This is a genomic window from Bacillus sp. M5A3_1b (assembly GCF_053345335.1).
On record NZ_JBKEZY010000002.1, the window covers coordinates 96,304 to 113,526 of the forward strand.

A 17,223-nucleotide genomic window follows, 5' to 3' on the forward strand; every position below is an offset into this window, starting at 1 on the left:
TCTATCTCTCATTGTTTCTCTTTCTAACAAAGAGGAACAATGTAACCAACATCAATATTCCACCAATTGCATAATAAATAATTGTCCCTATTCCACCAGTCTCTGGAATAACAAATTCACTCTTCTTATTTACTACTCTTATTTTTTGTGAATCCATTCCAGACTTCACTTCTATTTCTACTGGCTCTCTCATCAACATATATCCTTTTGGTGCCTTTACTTCTTTTAATGTATATTTCCCAATTATTAATGGAGTTGAAGTTGCTAAACCATTTTTATCAGTTGTTAATGTACATACTGTATTTCCATCTTTACTTATTACTTCAAATACTGCGCCTTCTAATTTGAGATTTTCATCGTTCGCATCTACTTTTTCAACCTCAAACTTCCCTAATGTTGGTGGTACTACGAATACTTCATTTGACACAATTTTTTCCTGATCAAACAATAATTCCGCTTTATTTGGAATACCATCATCCGCATTGTATTTCGTTAGCATATCTACATTTACATTATCGTTTAGTCTTGACTTAATATGCATCGTATACGATTGATTCGCAAGATAAGTATAATTTCCGTCCTGCTTCGGTAACTCAATACTTACTTTCTTTAATTGTTCATCAATTTGCGGTATAACTTCTATTTCTTCTCCATCGCTGTTTACAAGTTTTACTTGTAAGATGGTTAAAATATCCTCTAAGTCATCCTGCAATACTACTTTTTCAAGGTTCATAACATCATTACCAAAATTATAGTTTACATGCCATGTAAACTCTTCATCTATACTTTGTAATGTCGCTTTTTCCACTTCTTTTTCATCTGCATCCGAAACCTTCTTTCTTACCATAGGCTCCCTTGCTTCCACATTCGTTTTTACATTCGGTTTTTGTGGTGGTAAATCTTCATTATCTGGTGTTTTCCCCTCAACAACAGCTATGTTCTCAATTTCTTTCGTTTGTAATGCGTCTTGTGTAACTTTCACTTTAAAAGTTACCGTTCTTTCTTCTGTATCAAGTACGTCACCAAAGTTTACTTTGATCGTATTATCCTCATAAGATCCTTCATCTTCGTCAACTGCATCTGTCAATAAATTCCCATTTAACTTCATGCTACCAGCTATATACTCTATACCTCCAGGAAGCTTATCCGTTAGACGCATATCTTTAATAAGTCCATTTTCTACCTTATTTCGAAGTTTAATTTGATACTCTAATTCATCATTGACATGGAATTTTTCTTGCTTAATACCAATAATCTCTTTCTTCGATTCTAGTTGACCAGACAACGAGTCAACTGGTGTTTCAACTTCTGGCTTTTCCTTATCTTTCGAACTATCAGTCTCAACTATTGCTATATTTTTTATTTTCTTATTTGCCATCTCCGGCTTTACAACAACTTCAAACGTAATTGCTTTCTCTTCCTCACCTTTAAGGTCGCCGAGATGAGCATAAATCGTTCCATCTTTTATATGTGCATGATCTTCATCTTCAACATCCGTTTGTTCCTTCCCGTTTATCTTCAACGTATTTGGAACATATTCTACTCCTTCAGGGAGTTTATCCGTAATTTTAACAGATTTTAAGAGAGAATCTGGCACACTATTTTTAGTATGAATTGTATACTCTAATTTGTCGCCAACTTTCAGCGTACCACCGTTTATATCTTTAGCTAGTTTAGTAGCTACTAACTTCCCAGGTTTCTCTTCTCGTTCGGGTAATACTTTAACTACTACTTTATTAGAATCGTTAGCTTCAACCTGACTTCCTGTTAACTCATCAATCCCTTGAACCACAGCGATATTGGGAATTTCTGTTTCTACCTTTTCTCCCTTTAATTTCGCTTTAAATTCAATGGTTGTCTCAGGTGTTTTATCCGTATAGATTCCACCTTTTGTAGCATTTGCTCCTTCACCTATTCTTATTGTTAACTTTCTTGTCTTTGCATCATAGTCAACCTGTTCTGTTTGATTTCCAGTATTCGGACCAGAAATGATTTTCACCGAATTTGGTACAAATTCTAAACGAGAATCTAAAACATCTTCAATTTTTGTATCAACAGAACTCGAATTCGGTTCAATGTTTTTCACCTGTAAACGATATGTAACTTCATCACCTGGATCGTACTTTTCTTTTGCATCTATTACCTCCTTATCAATTACAAGTTCTGGTGCCGTTGCATTTACTGCAAAGGCTAATGTGTTTAATACGTAGTCATCACCAGATGTCGCAGCTTTTAAACGTATTTCCTTTTGCTCTGGTTTAATATATCCTGCTGGTAACCTAATTAAATCTGCATCAATCCCTAAATTATTTTTATAATCGGGATTAAAAGTACCTGGATACTTATCTCTCATATGTTCCTCATATTCAGAAATAGTGGAATTAAATATATTACCTGTTGGATTCAGCTTATCAGTAACTTCCTTCCAGGTATTATCTGTATGAACAAAAAGTTTATCACCTTGCCAATATCTATCACCTTGGACAGCGAAAACAGAAACTTTTGGATCTAAATCTCCAGTTTTTGAAGCAAGAAAGTTTTTCACTGTGAATTCTTTTTCACCTGATCCAGTAGCTCTTTTCAATCCACCATCATAAACAGTAAATGCTTTTCTTGTTTTTGACTTATCTTTCGTGATAACTAGCATGTACCAACCAGCAAAAGAATAATATCCATAATTATAGGCAAGTTTTGTATTTGGATAAGGAATATTTGCTAAAGTATAGCTTCCTCCTTTTGAATTAGAGGACTGTAAAAGCTTTGTAACATCTGCATAGTTAGAATAATAAGTACCATCAATACCAAAACCATAAAGTAAACCACTTCCGTAATACGTATTACTTGGTTTTACTTGAAAGCTCTTGCCTACCGGAGTAGTAAACTTAATTGGTGATACATACTGTTGTTGCGTTAATTCATAACGTGTTGAACTCCAATATAATCCAGCCCATTCAATTTCAGCATCTTCTGGAACGGGAATATATGCCATAGATGAATTTGTAGTTGTTGGATCATCATCTATATCAATAAGTTCACGGGTATAGCCATTCGGTGCTGTAGACACAATATTCGTTATATCTGAATACAATGCAGTTTTCTTCTGAGCTTCAGTAGCTTTAATACCTAAATTCACATTACCGGTCGAATACATCTCACCTTTATGAATAGATTGATAGGTTGGTTTATTAAAACCTTCTTCATCTGTAACTGCTGCCGTTGCCGTATCAATTGGACTTAAAAATTGCAATTGAGATAATAGCAAGAATAAACTCATAACAACTACAAATACGTTTAATACTTTTTCATTTTCTTTGATCCTACTGTGCAAAGAGGTCACCTCCTTCAATGAATTTTACTAACATATTATATTCATATACTTTATATGTATTATTCTAATATAAATCATAAGATTTGTTAACAAAATATGTGAATTATTACTATTTTATACATTTTAATATAAAGATTTTAAGATTGACAATAGTGTCTAATAATAATTAAACTTTGCATATAAATAATATAGAAACTTCTTACTTTAAACCCATTTTACGGTATTCTATATAATGATAATTACAAAATCTTTATAAACAAATATAAAAAGTTTTATATTTCCATACCCTATTATTAAAGGAGGCTTTTGATGAACCTTTCTATATACGAAGGTTTAGGCATTATTTTTCTCTTAATAATTATTATTTACGCTCTCGCCCATAAATATTTATGGTCAAAAAAATTACTTATTATTCTATTTCTCGTTAGTAATGCCATTTATCTTATTTGGCGAACTTTTTATTCGTTACCAACTATTAATCTTATAAGTATTATCGCGGGTATTATATTGTTAGTTACAGAGTGGGCTGGTTATTTACAATCTATCGTTTTCAGCATCATTTCATGGAAGCCGTATAAACGGAAAGAAGTCCCTTTATCTACTTTCGAAACATTACCTACCGTTGACATTTTTATCGCAACTTACAATGAGCCACTCGATTTATTAAAACGAACTGTCGCTGGTTGTACAATGATTACTTATCCGAAAGAGTTGCTCAATATTTACATTTGTGATGATGGTCGACGGGAAAGTGTTAAAAATCTTGCTAGTGAGTTTTCTGTTCACTATATTACTCGTACTGAAAACAATCATGCAAAAGCAGGAAACTTAAATCATGCCATGACCCATTCGACAGGTGATTTTATCGTTACAATGGATGCTGATATGGTCCCAAGAGCCAACTTTTTAGAGCGAACGATTGGTTATTTTTCTAAAAATAATGTTGTATTTGTTCAAGCACCACAAGTGTTTTATAATGCTGATCCATTCCAATATAATTTGTTTTTTGAAGATAATATCGCCAATGAACAAGATTTCTTTATGCGTCAATTAGAGGAAGGAAAAGATCGATTTAACGCTACAATGTATGTTGGTAGTAACGCTCTATTTCGCCGTACTGCTCTTGAAGAAATTGGAGGATTTGCAACTGGCGTTATTACCGAAGATATGGCAACTGGTATGCTACTACAAGCGAACAAATGGGAAACTGTATTTGTCAATGAAACACTCGCTGTTGGATTATCCCCAGAAACGTTTAGCGATTTATTAAAACAACGTGATCGCTGGTGTCGAGGGAATATTCAAGTCGTAAAAAAATGGAATCCTTTCACTTTAAAAGGATTATCTTTTATGCAGCGTCTTTTATATGCAGATGGAATTCATTATTGGTTTTTCGGCGTTTATAAAATGATATTTTTACTAGCACCACTATTATTTTTAGTATTCAATATTTATAGTTTAGAAATTAATTTTATGCAATTATTTATGTTTTGGGCTCCTGCCTTTTTAACGTCACAGCTTATTTTCAAAGCTGTTTCGAATAAAAAACGAACGACTACGTGGAGTCACGTATACGAAGTAGCTATGGCACCTTATATGGGATTTGCTATTTTATCTGAAACGTTCTTACGGAAAAAGTTTCAATTTCATGTAACGAGAAAAGGCGTCCAAAATAACACGAGGCATTTTTTATGGATTGCAAGTGTCCCTCATCTCGTGCTACTAATATTAACAATTATTGCACTGATTCGGGCAATACTTATGCTTCTATCCCCTGAACAATATCATATTGAAAGAGAAAGCTTATATATTAATATTTTCTGGGTACTTTACAACGGAATAGCTATTATCACTTCCTTATTTATAGCATTTGAAAGACCGCGTTTCCGAAACTCTGAACGTTTCGTAGTAAATTTACCAGGTACTTTACAAACCGAAGATATGACGATTTCTTGCCACGTCCTTGATATTAGTGAAACTGGTGCACGTTTTGAAGTAGATTCATCCATTCCATTTGAAACTTTATCAAGTCTATCTTCCTATACATTATCTTTTGGACAGGTAGAAAAGATTCATAGTACAAAAAAATGGATCCGAAGACAAGCAAATTCAGTACAAATTGGTGTATCGTTTCATGATGTATCCCATGAGCAATATTGTAAACTCATTCTTCATCTATTTAGTAAACCTGTTAATGACCGGGTGGAAAAGGTATACGATAAAGCATTTCTTACACTAGCAATTGCATCGTTCATAAAAAACACAAAGAAATCACCAAGACAATTTCGCAGGCAACATATACGTGAACAACTGATGTCTCCTGGAACATTGCATATGAATGGGATGCCGATTGAAGCGACCATTATCGACTATAGTACAGGTGGGTGTCAAATACAAACGAACACCCCACTCGCGATTGACCAAATTATACAGATAACAATGAATGAGCGTAATATTCAAAAGAAAAAAGCCAAAGTATGTTGGATTCAAAAAAAAGGTCGTAAAATATATGCTGGATTAAAATTTACAGCGTAAAAAAGAAAAGAAGCCCCTTGCTTCTTTTCTTTTTATTTCGTGCTAAAATTCAAACTATGAAATAATTTTCAAGGGGGAATTTGAATGAAGAACACATCGCAAAAAACAAGTCATTATTATGCAGTTATATTCACTTCTAATTTATCGAATGATACAACAGATTATAGTGCCGCCTCTGACAAAATGGAGGAACTTGCAAAGCAGCAACCTGGATTTCTAGGTGTAGAAAGTGCACGAGATCATTCGGGACTCGGAATCACAATTTCTTATTGGGAATCACTTGAGGCAATTGAAAATTGGAAACAGAACGCCTTACATAAAAAAGCGAAAAAAAGAGGCCGTGAGCAATGGTATGAAAACTTCCACCTGCGTATCTGCCTTGTAGAAAAAGAATTTAAGTTTCGTAGAGGTATTTTATAACGATGAAGAAAAAATTAGCTCTCATTGCTGTTCATGAAATATATGGTGTGAACGACCATATGCATCACGTTATCCATCACTTTACTTCATCTCATATAGATGTATTCTGTCCTAATCTGCTACAATCACAACATGCATTTACTTATAGTGATGAAGAAAAAGCATATCATTTTTTTATGAATCATATTGGATTTGAAGATGGAAAAAAGCAAATTGAAGAATTCATTACTCATCTTTCTAGTAATTACACACATATTGGACTTATCGGCTTTAGTGTTGGTGCTACCATCTCATGGCTATGTAGTAACAATCCGAAAATAGATTTTATTATTGGATGTTACGGTTCCCGTATACGTGACTATATTCATATGAAACCAACATGTGCTACCTTACTTATTTTCCCTGAAAAAGAAGTTAGTTTTTCAGTATCCTCTTTAATTCAAACATTGCAGCAACAAAAAAATCCTTTACTAGAAATACAACAACTACACGGTGAACATGGTTTTCTAAATCCGTACACTGAAAAATATAGCGAGAACTCTACAAAGCAGGCATACCATTTAATAGATTCGTTTCTTGTAAAGTGACACTTTAATCAGTAGGGGACTCTTTATCCCCCACTAATTATTAGCCCTCACCAATCGGGCTTTTACGGGCAGTTGATCCCCCACCTAACCTCTTTTCTTAAGCTGAATTTTGAGGTGGGATCTTACTGCCCATTAATGCGGGGTAAAAACACTCTTATAAAGGAGGCTCAAATGACGCTTACATTACTCTTACTTATTTTCATATTCATTGCCTTTTTCTCAGCGCTAACTATTATTTTTGTAAACGTAAAAAAGGGGGAGTTTTCCAAACGCCCCTACTTACAATCTATTATTGTTTACATTTTATTTTTTACAAATTGGATCTTATATTTAACATCTTTTTATGGTTTACTTCCCGAGGTAGTTAGCGAGTTCATATTCTTACCCATTTGGTTTTCCCTTTGTATTTTAGGATGTATCGTTTTCTGGCGCGAATGGAGAAACAATCGTGTGTTCTCAATATGTATTGGTTTTCTTTCCTTTATTAGTTTTCTATTTGGTTTATTGTTGTTAGTTCTTTCGGGGATGTAATAGAAAAAGGAAGAAAAGCCAACTTTCAACTTTTCTTCCTTCTATGTTTACCTTTAGCTTTCACTGTCACTGATTCACAAGGTGTATAATATATTTGAGGTGTCGCCTTATCAACAAACATCATAAACGTGACGAAGCCGATAATAAATAAAATAAACAACGTTAACAAAATTGCTCCTATCGTTAAAAGTATCATAACACCACCCCCTATATCTTTCATGTTATTACACCTTTCGCTATTATATGAGCGTAATCCTTTTTAGAAAAAGAAACGTAACAAAATAATCACAATCACTCCCGTTAATACTGTACCTAATAAACTACGAGTATATATCGCTACAAGAAATGTTGGGATTGCTGCGACAAGGTAATCCCACTGCATCGTCTCATGCATAAATAATACTTGGGCTAAAAGTGCTGCTAATATCGCAATTGGTATGTAATTTAACCATTTTAAACCCCAGTCTGGAATTTGTAGTTTGCTAAATACGAGTAGAGGTAAAATACGTGGCACGAGTGTGACAGCTCCTGCTGCTAGTAAAAGTAATAGTACGTCCAATCTCATTTCCATTTTTCAATCACAACTCCAATCGTCGCAGCTAGTAATGTTGCGATAATAACCGCTATACTATCTGGCATAAATAAGTGTGAAACGTATGCGATCATAATCGCTACAATTGCAACAGTAAGATGAATTGCTAGTTTCGGTTTACTACTTATGAGCTGAAGAACAAATAATCCGATAAACATTGCTGGTAATGCATAATCCATGCCGTACGTATGCGGATCTGGTATCCACTCGCCAAACAGCCCGCCAATAATAGTAGCAAGAATCCAATTTAAATATGCTGTTACATTTAACCCCATCATCCACCTGTCACCAACATATCCTTTTTGCGTTGCATGCTGCACTGCAACGCCGAACGTTTCATCTGTAATTTGAGAACCGATAAATACGTTTTTTAATAGCGGAAGTTTCGTAAAGTATGGTGCAAGGGCAGCACTCATTAGAAGGTGGCGTAAATTAACAAAAAAGACGGTGAAAATGATTGCTGAAGCAGGAGCACCGGCTGCATACATACCGGCTAATATAAATTGGGCAGAACCTGCATAAATTAAAGTAGACATAAATGCAATTTCAATGATGGAGAAACCTGCTGTTTTTGCAATTACACCAGCTGCTATACCGATACTTAAATAACCAAATACAGTTGGTAAACAATCTTTTACTCCTTGCTGAAATGTATCATCGCTCTGCAAAGCTACATGGGCCTGAGCTTTACTCATTCGTATCATCCTCCATTCCTTCTATCGTTCGTTTTCCTGTTACGACATGAACTAAATCTATATTTTCACGCCATAACGTATCTAACTTATCAGCTCCAAATTCCTTTGTGATTTCTTCAATCATAATATCGTGCCGCACATACTCTGTAGCAACGAGAACTAAAGCTGGGTCATACGTTGTAACGGCCCATGAAGTACTATCATTTGAGAAATTCGCAATTAATACTTCCTCTCCATCACGAGCAATAACAGTTAAATGACCACCCATTCTCTTTTCAACAACGTGGGGTGTCATATAATTATGGTGAAACGTCGCGCCTATTTTTTTATTAGGAGCGCCAAATAAGATTGAAAATATATGTACACCTTCCTCTTCCTTTTGACGAATATATGGCTCAATTTCATGCACTTGATCTTCCCAAACAGAAATCCATAGCTCTTCCTTCGCCCTATTAATTATATTGCATATTTCTTTTACAACACGATCATTTGAGCGAATATGCGAAATTACATCTATTTGTCGCTCTTGTTCTAAACAATTTAATTTCCGGTCTAAAAATTCAAAGGACTTTTCAAAATCTTTTCGCATTCGATCCATTAGCTCCGTAGCTGGTACTGGTACATATTTGACTGGTTCAGTAGGAACGATATGCACTGCTCCTTTATCCATCAATTTACCGAGCACTTCGTAAATCATCGAACGAGGTACTCCTGTCTGTTTACTCACTTCATACCCAGTTACTGGGGAATGTTTTAATAGTCCAATATACGCTTTACATTCATACTGGGAAAAACCTAACTTTTGTAATTCCTTTATAATTTCATCCATCGGCAATCCCTCACATTCTATATAACTCTCATCTCAAAACGATACAAATATGTTAGTAGTTATTGGTATACCTACTAATATAAAAAAACAGACCCACAAAGTCAATTGATAATTCTGAAATTTAACCCGAAAATAAAAAGCCTTTCATGAGAAGGCTTTTTCTACATACTATTTCACTTATTTTAGTTGCAACATATTTGATAGATTCTCCTCCAAATGCTCCCGTAAAGTAGAACCTGTATACTCTTCCCTAAATACACCAGCTTTCACGAATAGAGGAATAACTTCACTAAAGAATAGATTTAGTGACTTTGGAGGTCCTCCTGGAATGGCGATAAATCCATCTAACGCTCCAGCCTCAAACCTATCCATAATTTGTTTCGCAACGTCATGCGGTGTACCAACCGCAACCCAATGAGCCGATCCAACAACTTCTGGGCGTTCTAGTATTTGTTCAACAGTTGGTTCATTTTTAATAATGAAGTTCCGTAATAATTCGGCATGAGTTTTACTGCGAACAGTTTGATCCCGGCTTGGCAGCATCTCTTCCGTAACCTTACTTTCTAGCGGAATCCCTCTAACGTCTAATCCGAGAACCATTTCGAGTAACGCATATCTCTTCTCTTTTGTGAGATGTTGATGTGCTTGCCTATGCATGTCTAACGCTTCTTCATATGTATCACCTATAAAGAAATATAATCCAGGTAATACACGTATATCATCTTGCTTTCGGCCATGCTGCTTTGCTCTTCTTCTTAAATCTTGACGCAGTTCCATTCCTGACTCTACATCTGGCGTTGCAGCAAAAATTGCATCCGCAACAGAAGCAGCAAAATTCCGTCCTGACTCTGAAGCACCAGCTTGAAATAATGGCATTTCCCCTGAAATGTGCTGCGGAATATTAAGTGGACCTTTCACCTTAAAGTATTCACCATTATGCTCAATAGGCTTTACCATCTTTCTAATCACATCAGAGTTATCTACTTTCAATACTTCATTAGGATGACTCCCCCAAAGTTTTCTTACTAACGCTGTACATTCTGCCGCTTTCGCGTATCGTTCCTCAGATGATGGCATCTCTGTCTCACCAAAATTTTCTGCACCGTCAATGGATGTGACAATATTCCACCCTACTCGGCCGTTACTAATCCAGTGTAAAGATTGTAATTGCCTCGCTAATATATATGGTGGATAAAACGAAGTTGACGCAGTCGTAACGACTCCAATTTTTTCTGTTGCATAAGCAATAGCCGTAAACAGTAACGTCGGATCTAAAATGACATTCCCTTTATTACGAGCAATTAAATCCGGGTGCGCCACTAAATAATCTGCCTTAAAAACAAAATCTAACTTAGCCTTTTCTGCCTGTTTCGCTAACTTTACTTGTTCAGCAATTCCTGAATTAAACTCACTCTCTTGCTCTTTCTTTCTAGAAATTAAACATAAACCAATGCACAGTTGTTTTTTTGTAGACATTCACACCATTCCCTTGTTTTTAATTTACCTAGTTAAGCAATGTTGCTGTCATTATGAAATTCCATTCTTATGAAAATAGATAAAATGATATTGATAATCATTATCATTTTATGATGTAACTGAAATAAAAGCAATAAAAAAAGACCTCCGCTAACGGAAGTCTTTTATCTCAATATTTCATTCGCTTCTTTTTCATAAATTTTATCAAATGAAGTCATAACGCGTTGTGACGCTGAAATCATTTTTTGATCTGTCATAAGATCAGCCATCTCTTTCGTCATATCTACATTTGAATTTTCTAGCATATGGTTTTTTACTGTCCCTGTTCCGTTCGGTAAATCAGCAATATTCCCTTCAGCTAGCGCAAAGCTTTTGTTCTCTCTTTGCATTAGACGTGCATTCGCTTCTGCATCTACTGTTTTTGTTTGCAGGCGGGCAATATTATTTTGTGTTACTGCATCATATAACGTACCGTCTGCTTGTACAGCTACTTTTGCTCCTTCTGGAATACGAATACGTTCATTATTCTCTCCCATTACGAAAGCGCCTGAAGTTGTTTGTAAATAACGATCACTATTTAATGTAAAACTACCGTCTCTCGTTAAAAACGTTTCATTATTTTTAGATGTAACAAAAAACGAAGCTGTGCCGGCCGTACCGTCATCTAAAAAGAAATCTGTATCACTATTTGTCATTTGTATATTTCCTTGTACTAAGTTCACATGCGTTGCGGCTGGTACTACAGCGTAATCAGTCGAACCGATATTTGTCACAGCCCCATCTCCGCGGCGATATGTGTCTTGTACATCAAATACTTTAGAAGTCATATTTTCTGCTTTAAATCCTGTCGTTTGAGCATTTGCAACGTTATTCGAATGAACATTAATGCGCTGCATGTAATTCATCATACCCATAGAACCTATATAAAGACCGTTCATACTCGTTTGAATAAGGCAGTTGCCTTATCCTTCACCTCTTTTCTATGATGTTTGCAACATTTGCTTCGCTAAATGTTCAGCTGTAGCGATATGTATATGTTGCTTCACGTCTTGTCCGTCTGTCATTAATACAATTGGAGCTGATGATACTGCTGGAATTTTTAATAATTCACCACTACTTGCTGTTTCATCAAATTTCGTAAATACGATACCATCAATATGAATATCTTTAAAATTCGTAATGATTTCAATCATGTCTTTACTTTTCATCGAAGCTGATAACGTTAAACAAATGTAATCTGGCTCTACTTGTCCCATCGTTTCAATCATTTCTTCTACTGTTTCTGACGCACGATAATTTTTTCCGGCGGTATCAATTAAAATATAATCGACGCGCGCTTCTTCTTTAAAATACGTAAGTGCTCTTGTCATTGCAGCCTCATCACGTACAGCGATTACTTCAAATCCAATTGTCTTTACGTAATCTTGCAGTTGCTGTACTGTCCCGATACGTGAATGGTCTGTCGTAATAAAACCAACCGTTTTTTTCTTACCGTGAAACTGCCACGCCATTTTCGCAAGTGTCGTCGTTTTTCCAACTCCAGTTGGACCGATTAATGCAATTGTTTGCACTTCTTTTTCAAAAACGTTTTCCGTATTGAAATGGGATCTCATATCTTCCAATATATAGCCGATCACTTCTTCTTCTGTAATCATCGTCGCATTCTCAAACTTCACTTTTAACTTTTCAGCATATGCATGAATGAAATATTGTTCTACATCGTTTTGCTCTAGCATGCGAATTACTTTTTGAATAATAAACGGTACAGATTCTTCGTTTTCTTTTTTTACAACCACTTCTTCTTTCTTGACCGGAACAACTTTTTTCACAGTTTTTTGCTTTTTTGTTACTTTCGCTACTTTCGTTTCTTCCGTCTGTTTCACAACGACGATACCTTTTTCAAACAGCTTTAATAGTTTCTCTTTCTTTCTTGTCCATTCTTCACTATTTCCTGTTTGCATCGCCGCATATGACATAGAAGTCGTCACGTTTTCTAAATTGTGCAGTACCGATTGAATTCCGTTCGCCTTCACAATTTGTTCTGAAGAATCATTTACAACATCCATTAGTTGTTCATGAAATTGAGCTGTGCCTTCATTCACTTCTTCCTGTTTATCCTCTGGAAAAGCAACTAACATTTCATAATTCTTTTTCCAAAAAAACGGGATATTTCGTTTTACACTTTCATCGACAACGTAATAATAATCTGTACCATATTGGTCAAATAACTTTCGATACAATTCATTTTTCGAAGCTGCTTTTATTCGCATTAACGCTTCTTTCTTTTCTGTACTTTCCATTACTTCACCCCCTACTATTCAATATAGGCAATTTGATCTACAACAATTTCCGGTGCTAATTCGCTAATACAAAGTACTTGCGCTTCTACTTGATAACGCTCAAGAAGTCTTACAATCGCAAATCTGAAATCTTTTCTACGCGTTAATAATACTGGTTCTCTTCCCATTAAACGAGCTTGTTTAAAGACACGCTGTACTTGTTCAACAACACGTGTTTCTAAATCTAAATCCCAGTTTAATAAGTAACCTTGGTATGAATTATTTACAACATCCGCATCTAACTCGATTGAATCTGAGAAGAGCGCCGCATAAATTTTACCGTCAGGATTTTTTGCATTTTCACAAATCACTTTTGAAATACATTCACGGACGAATGACGTTACACCGTCTACATGATTTTGATAAATTTCTTTTCCGTCAATAATACCTTCGATAATAGTTGGTAAATCACGAATAGAAATACCCTCTTTTAGCAATTGTTTAATAACATTTTGAACGAGTGATAAGTCGATTTCTTTCTTCTTAATCTCTTCTAATAAAACACCGTTATCATTTTCAAGCGAGTTAATTAAGTCTTTTACATGTTGACGCTGAATTAACTCATGAAGATTACGTCTAACGACAACATCTAAATGTGTAATTAATATGCTAAGCGGCTCTAATACTTGATAGCCTTTCATTTGTGCATCTTGTACCATATGCTCTAAAATCCAATATCCATCTTCACCGAAAATTGGATCTTTCGCTGGTTCTGCATCTAAATCGGCCATTACATTCGGTGTTTTCAATGCTAATAAATAACCTGATTTTAAAACACCTTCAGCTGCCTTCGCACCTTTAATACGAATAATGTAACGTCCGCGTGGTCTAAAACTCGTATTATCTTTAAAGTTAATGCCAGGAACGTTAATACCAAGGTCGGTAATAATCGACTTCCTCATTAAAACAACTTTATCACGAGCTGTTTCCCCGTTAATTTTCTGCTTTACAAGGGCTGCTAAATCTAAACCGAGTTCTACTATAATTGGATATTTATCTGTAAATACTCCGAATGAATCTTCCACTTGTTGCAGTTGCTCATCTTCGCCTTGAATCATTTCTAATTCTTTTTGAAGCTCATCTTCTTTTTCTTTCTTTATTCTGTTTTTATTACGAATTCCTAATAAAATAATTGTTCCACCAACAAGAGCAAACGGTAGAAATGGTAGCGGAGTGAAAATACCCATCGCAATAAATAAACCACCAAGTGCATATACAACAACTTCATGTGCTAATAACTCTTTAAAGATACCTTCTGTTACTGTATCCGCTGAACCATCAAATACACGTGTTACGATAATACCTGTTGAAATCGCAAGCATTAACGAACCGATTTGGTTTACGATTCCGTCACCGACAGTTAGCTGTGTATAGTGAATAGCTGCATCAGCAAAACTCATCCCCTGCTGCATCATCCCGACAATTAAACCGAAAATAATGTTTACGAATAAAATGACAATCCCGAAAATAACGTCCCCTTTAATGAACTTCCCGGCACCATCCATCGCCCCGTAAAACTCTGTTTCCATATTTAACTTTTTTCGTTTTTCCTGTGCATCTTTTTCAGTAATAATACGCTGGTTTAAATCCGCATCGATCGACATTTGTTTCCCGGGTAAAGAATCAAGTGTAAAACGAGCTGCAACTTCAGCAGTACGAGATGCACCGTTTGCAACGATAAACTGGAATATGATTAATACTGTAAATATAACGATACCAATTAATAAGTTCCCGCCAATTACAAACTGACCGAACTCTTCAATAACATGCCCCGCATTTCCGTCTGTCAAAATCGCTCGCGTCGTCGATACGTTAATCGATACGCGGAATATCCCGATTAATAACAACATCGTCGGAAATGACTTTAATTCATCCCACTCGTTAATACTTGTTGCTCGCATATAAATAAGCACTGACATACTTAGTAAAAAAACGATAACGATATCAAGTATAAATGGTGGAAGTGGAATTAAGAGCGCCACTACGAATGACGCTGCTAAAAAGATAGAAAAATAGGTTCTTGCAGAATCTATCTTAAACACAAGAGATCTCCTCCAACCGCGCTATTATACTTCAAGTTCATTCGTTTGAATTAAATAGCGCATAACTTCAATTACAGCTACGTATAAATCTTCTGGAATCGTCTCATCTTCCTCGACTTGATAATATAAAGAACGAGCAAGTGGACGGTTTTCCACCATTGGTATTTCTTGTTCGCGGGCGAGCGTTCGTATATATAATGCGAGCTCATCTTCCCCTTTTGCAACGACAATTGGCGCCGAATCAACCTGTTTATTGTACCGAAGTACGACTGAAATATGAGTCGGATTGTTTACAATAAACGTTGCACCATCCATCTTCTTCGCAATTGTCCCTTGCAAGATGGCATGCATAAAGTTTTTTCGCTTTCCCTTTACTTGCGGGTCCCCTTCATTATCTTTATGCTCTCGTTTTACTTCTTCTTTTTTCATCTTAATATCTTGTTCGTACTCCCATTTTTGATAAATAAAATCAATAATAGAAAGAACGATTAATATAATTAAAATAGCTAAAAAGATAAATTTAATTTGCCTAATAATTTCAGTAAGTGACGCAGTCCAGTTAAATCCAATCATACTAACGATTTTCTCTAAATTCTTTTTAAAGAGAATGTAAGCGACGTAACCGATTAATCCCATATAAAATAGTGATTTCAAAATATCTACTAAACTTTTACGACTAAACAATCTCGTAAAATAGTTTTTTGGGTTAATACGTGAAGCTTTCGGCTTAATGACTTTAGAAGAAAATAAGAAACCGACTTGAATCATATAATTAAATAAATGAAAAGCGTATACGAGTATTAATATCGGAGCTGATACTTTTAGTAATAAAATACCCATTAAATAAAAATACTCGGTCGAATCTGTATTTTTTCCAATTTGATCAAACAGCACCGCTACAGAATTTGCAATCTCAAACCCTAACCAATCTCCGAAAAAGTAAACGACAACTGCTAATACAAGTATGGAAAACAAATTATTTAAATCTTTACTCCGGGCAATATTCCCTTCTTCACGCGATTTCTTACGCTTCTGCGGGGTGGCCTTTTCTGTTTTATTATCCTTTGCCATGTGCGTCCCCCTACTTCGTTAAGAAAAAGTTAAATAGTTTCGTATATTCCTCAAGCAATACATCCGTCATATTTTTAAACACATAACCGAGCATCGGTACACTCATCGCAATAAACAAAATACCACATGTAATTTTAATAACGTACGCATTCATAAAAACGTTTAATTGCGGAGCGTTTTTTGCGATTAAAATTAAAACAAAGTTAATGATGAACAAACTTCCCATGAGCGGAAGAGCAATTTCAACCGCTGATGTGATCGCAAATAATAACGTTGCGAGTAGACTATCTAAAAAACTAGTCGTCAGCAATTTTGAAATCGCCTCTGTATATTGAAACGACTTTAAAATCGTGGCAACGAAATAATTAATGCCGCCAAGTGAAATAAAAATAATGAGAAAAAATATATCAAAAATTGTTGATAGTAAAGTAGACTGTGAGCCTGCATTTACATCAAACAAACTTGCCTGTGATAAACCGATATCGAAGTCTAAAATATGCCCTGCCATTTTTGGAATATTCCACAGCATTTCTACAATTTTTGAAAGCGATAATCCGATTACAATTTGCGTTCCTGCATAAGCTGCAACGTCCCAAGTTGTCTTTATGTGAGAGACATCAACTTGATCGGCCACTGTAATTGAAAGAGCAAGTCCTACTGTAACCTTCGCCATCGCTGGAATGGATCGACCTGAGAAAAACGGTAAAAAATATAAAAATGAAGTAATGCGGCAAAACGCAAAAAACGTCGCCGCCCATAATTCCATATTCATTTCAGT

Annotated in this window: 15 protein-coding genes; 4 read left to right on the top strand and 11 right to left on the bottom strand. The window is 35.4% G+C overall.

From position 1 onward, the window contains the following. Window position 1 precedes the first annotated feature (1 nt). Window positions 2-3,328 carry an isopeptide-forming domain-containing fimbrial protein gene (locus tag ACLBWW_RS06655; RefSeq protein ID WP_447613953.1) on the bottom strand — a complete coding sequence of 1,109 codons (3,327 nt, stop codon included), beginning with the start codon at window positions 3,326-3,328 and terminating at the stop codon, window positions 2-4. A gap of 309 nt (window positions 3,329-3,637) precedes the next feature. Here ACLBWW_RS06655 and ACLBWW_RS06660 point away from each other — a divergent pair, with 309 nt between their 5' ends. The 4 genes from ACLBWW_RS06660 to ACLBWW_RS06675 all read left to right on the top strand — a co-directional run bounded on the left by ACLBWW_RS06660 (window position 3,638) and on the right by ACLBWW_RS06675 (window position 7,401). Then, entirely contained in the window at window positions 3,638-5,863 is a 2,226-nt protein-coding gene (locus ACLBWW_RS06660; protein ID WP_098820148.1) for a glycosyltransferase, read from the top strand. A gap of 84 nt (window positions 5,864-5,947) precedes the next feature. Beyond that, a complete protein-coding gene (locus ACLBWW_RS06665) occupies window positions 5,948-6,283 on the top strand; it encodes an antibiotic biosynthesis monooxygenase family protein (RefSeq protein WP_098131918.1) in 336 nt (111 codons plus the stop codon). A 2-nt stretch (window positions 6,284-6,285) separates the two neighbouring features. Further along, window positions 6,286-6,870 carry a dienelactone hydrolase family protein gene (locus ACLBWW_RS06670; RefSeq protein ID WP_048543375.1) on the top strand — a complete coding sequence of 195 codons (585 nt, stop codon included), beginning with the start codon at window positions 6,286-6,288 and terminating at the stop codon, window positions 6,868-6,870. Window positions 6,871-7,041: 171 nt separating this feature from the next. Next, window positions 7,042-7,401: a hypothetical protein gene (locus ACLBWW_RS06675; protein WP_098078426.1), complete on the top strand. Its 360-nt coding sequence runs from the start codon at window positions 7,042-7,044 to the stop codon at window positions 7,399-7,401. A 25-nt stretch (window positions 7,402-7,426) separates the two neighbouring features. Here the strand turns inward: ACLBWW_RS06675 and ACLBWW_RS06680 are convergent, their stop codons facing one another. From ACLBWW_RS06680 to ACLBWW_RS06725, 10 genes are all read right to left on the bottom strand, one after another. Continuing rightward, complete coding sequence (locus tag ACLBWW_RS06680) at window positions 7,427-7,597, bottom strand: DUF3951 domain-containing protein (protein WP_000602248.1); 171 nt, start codon at window positions 7,595-7,597, stop codon at window positions 7,427-7,429. A gap of 63 nt (window positions 7,598-7,660) precedes the next feature. Continuing rightward, on the bottom strand, window positions 7,661-7,972 hold the full coding sequence (locus ACLBWW_RS06685) for an AzlD domain-containing protein (protein WP_048543377.1): 312 nt from the start codon (window positions 7,970-7,972) through the stop codon (window positions 7,661-7,663). Beyond that, window positions 7,963-8,688, bottom strand: coding sequence for an AzlC family ABC transporter permease (locus tag ACLBWW_RS06690; protein WP_048543378.1), 726 nt, complete (start codon window positions 8,686-8,688; stop codon window positions 7,963-7,965). The genes ACLBWW_RS06685 and ACLBWW_RS06690 overlap by 10 nt, the downstream gene beginning before the upstream one ends. Continuing rightward, window positions 8,681-9,517: a TrmB family transcriptional regulator gene (locus tag ACLBWW_RS06695; RefSeq protein WP_048543379.1), complete on the bottom strand. Its 837-nt coding sequence runs from the start codon at window positions 9,515-9,517 to the stop codon at window positions 8,681-8,683. Before ACLBWW_RS06695 ends, ACLBWW_RS06690 begins: the two co-directional genes overlap by 8 nt. 177 nt (window positions 9,518-9,694) lie before the next feature. Continuing rightward, on the bottom strand, window positions 9,695-10,993 hold the full coding sequence (locus ACLBWW_RS06700) for an NtaA/DmoA family FMN-dependent monooxygenase (RefSeq protein ID WP_447613954.1): 1,299 nt from the start codon (window positions 10,991-10,993) through the stop codon (window positions 9,695-9,697). A gap of 164 nt (window positions 10,994-11,157) precedes the next feature. After that, window positions 11,158-11,931, bottom strand: a complete 774-nt coding sequence (locus ACLBWW_RS06705; RefSeq protein ID WP_098131921.1) for a flagellar basal-body rod protein FlgG — start codon at window positions 11,929-11,931, stop codon at window positions 11,158-11,160. 42 nt (window positions 11,932-11,973) lie between these two features. Continuing rightward, window positions 11,974-13,293, bottom strand: a complete 1,320-nt coding sequence (gene flhF / locus ACLBWW_RS06710; RefSeq protein ID WP_099004571.1) for a flagellar biosynthesis protein FlhF — start codon at window positions 13,291-13,293, stop codon at window positions 11,974-11,976. Between the two features lie 14 nt (window positions 13,294-13,307). Next, entirely contained in the window at window positions 13,308-15,374 is a 2,067-nt protein-coding gene (gene flhA, locus ACLBWW_RS06715) for a flagellar biosynthesis protein FlhA (RefSeq protein WP_099004570.1), read from the bottom strand. A gap of 24 nt (window positions 15,375-15,398) precedes the next feature. After that, window positions 15,399-16,445: a flagellar type III secretion system protein FlhB gene (gene flhB, locus ACLBWW_RS06720; protein WP_099004569.1), complete on the bottom strand. Its 1,047-nt coding sequence runs from the start codon at window positions 16,443-16,445 to the stop codon at window positions 15,399-15,401. 10 nt (window positions 16,446-16,455) lie between these two features. Beyond that, entirely contained in the window at window positions 16,456-17,217 is a 762-nt protein-coding gene (locus ACLBWW_RS06725) for a flagellar biosynthetic protein FliR (protein WP_001055716.1), read from the bottom strand. Window positions 17,218-17,223 lie beyond the last annotated feature (6 nt).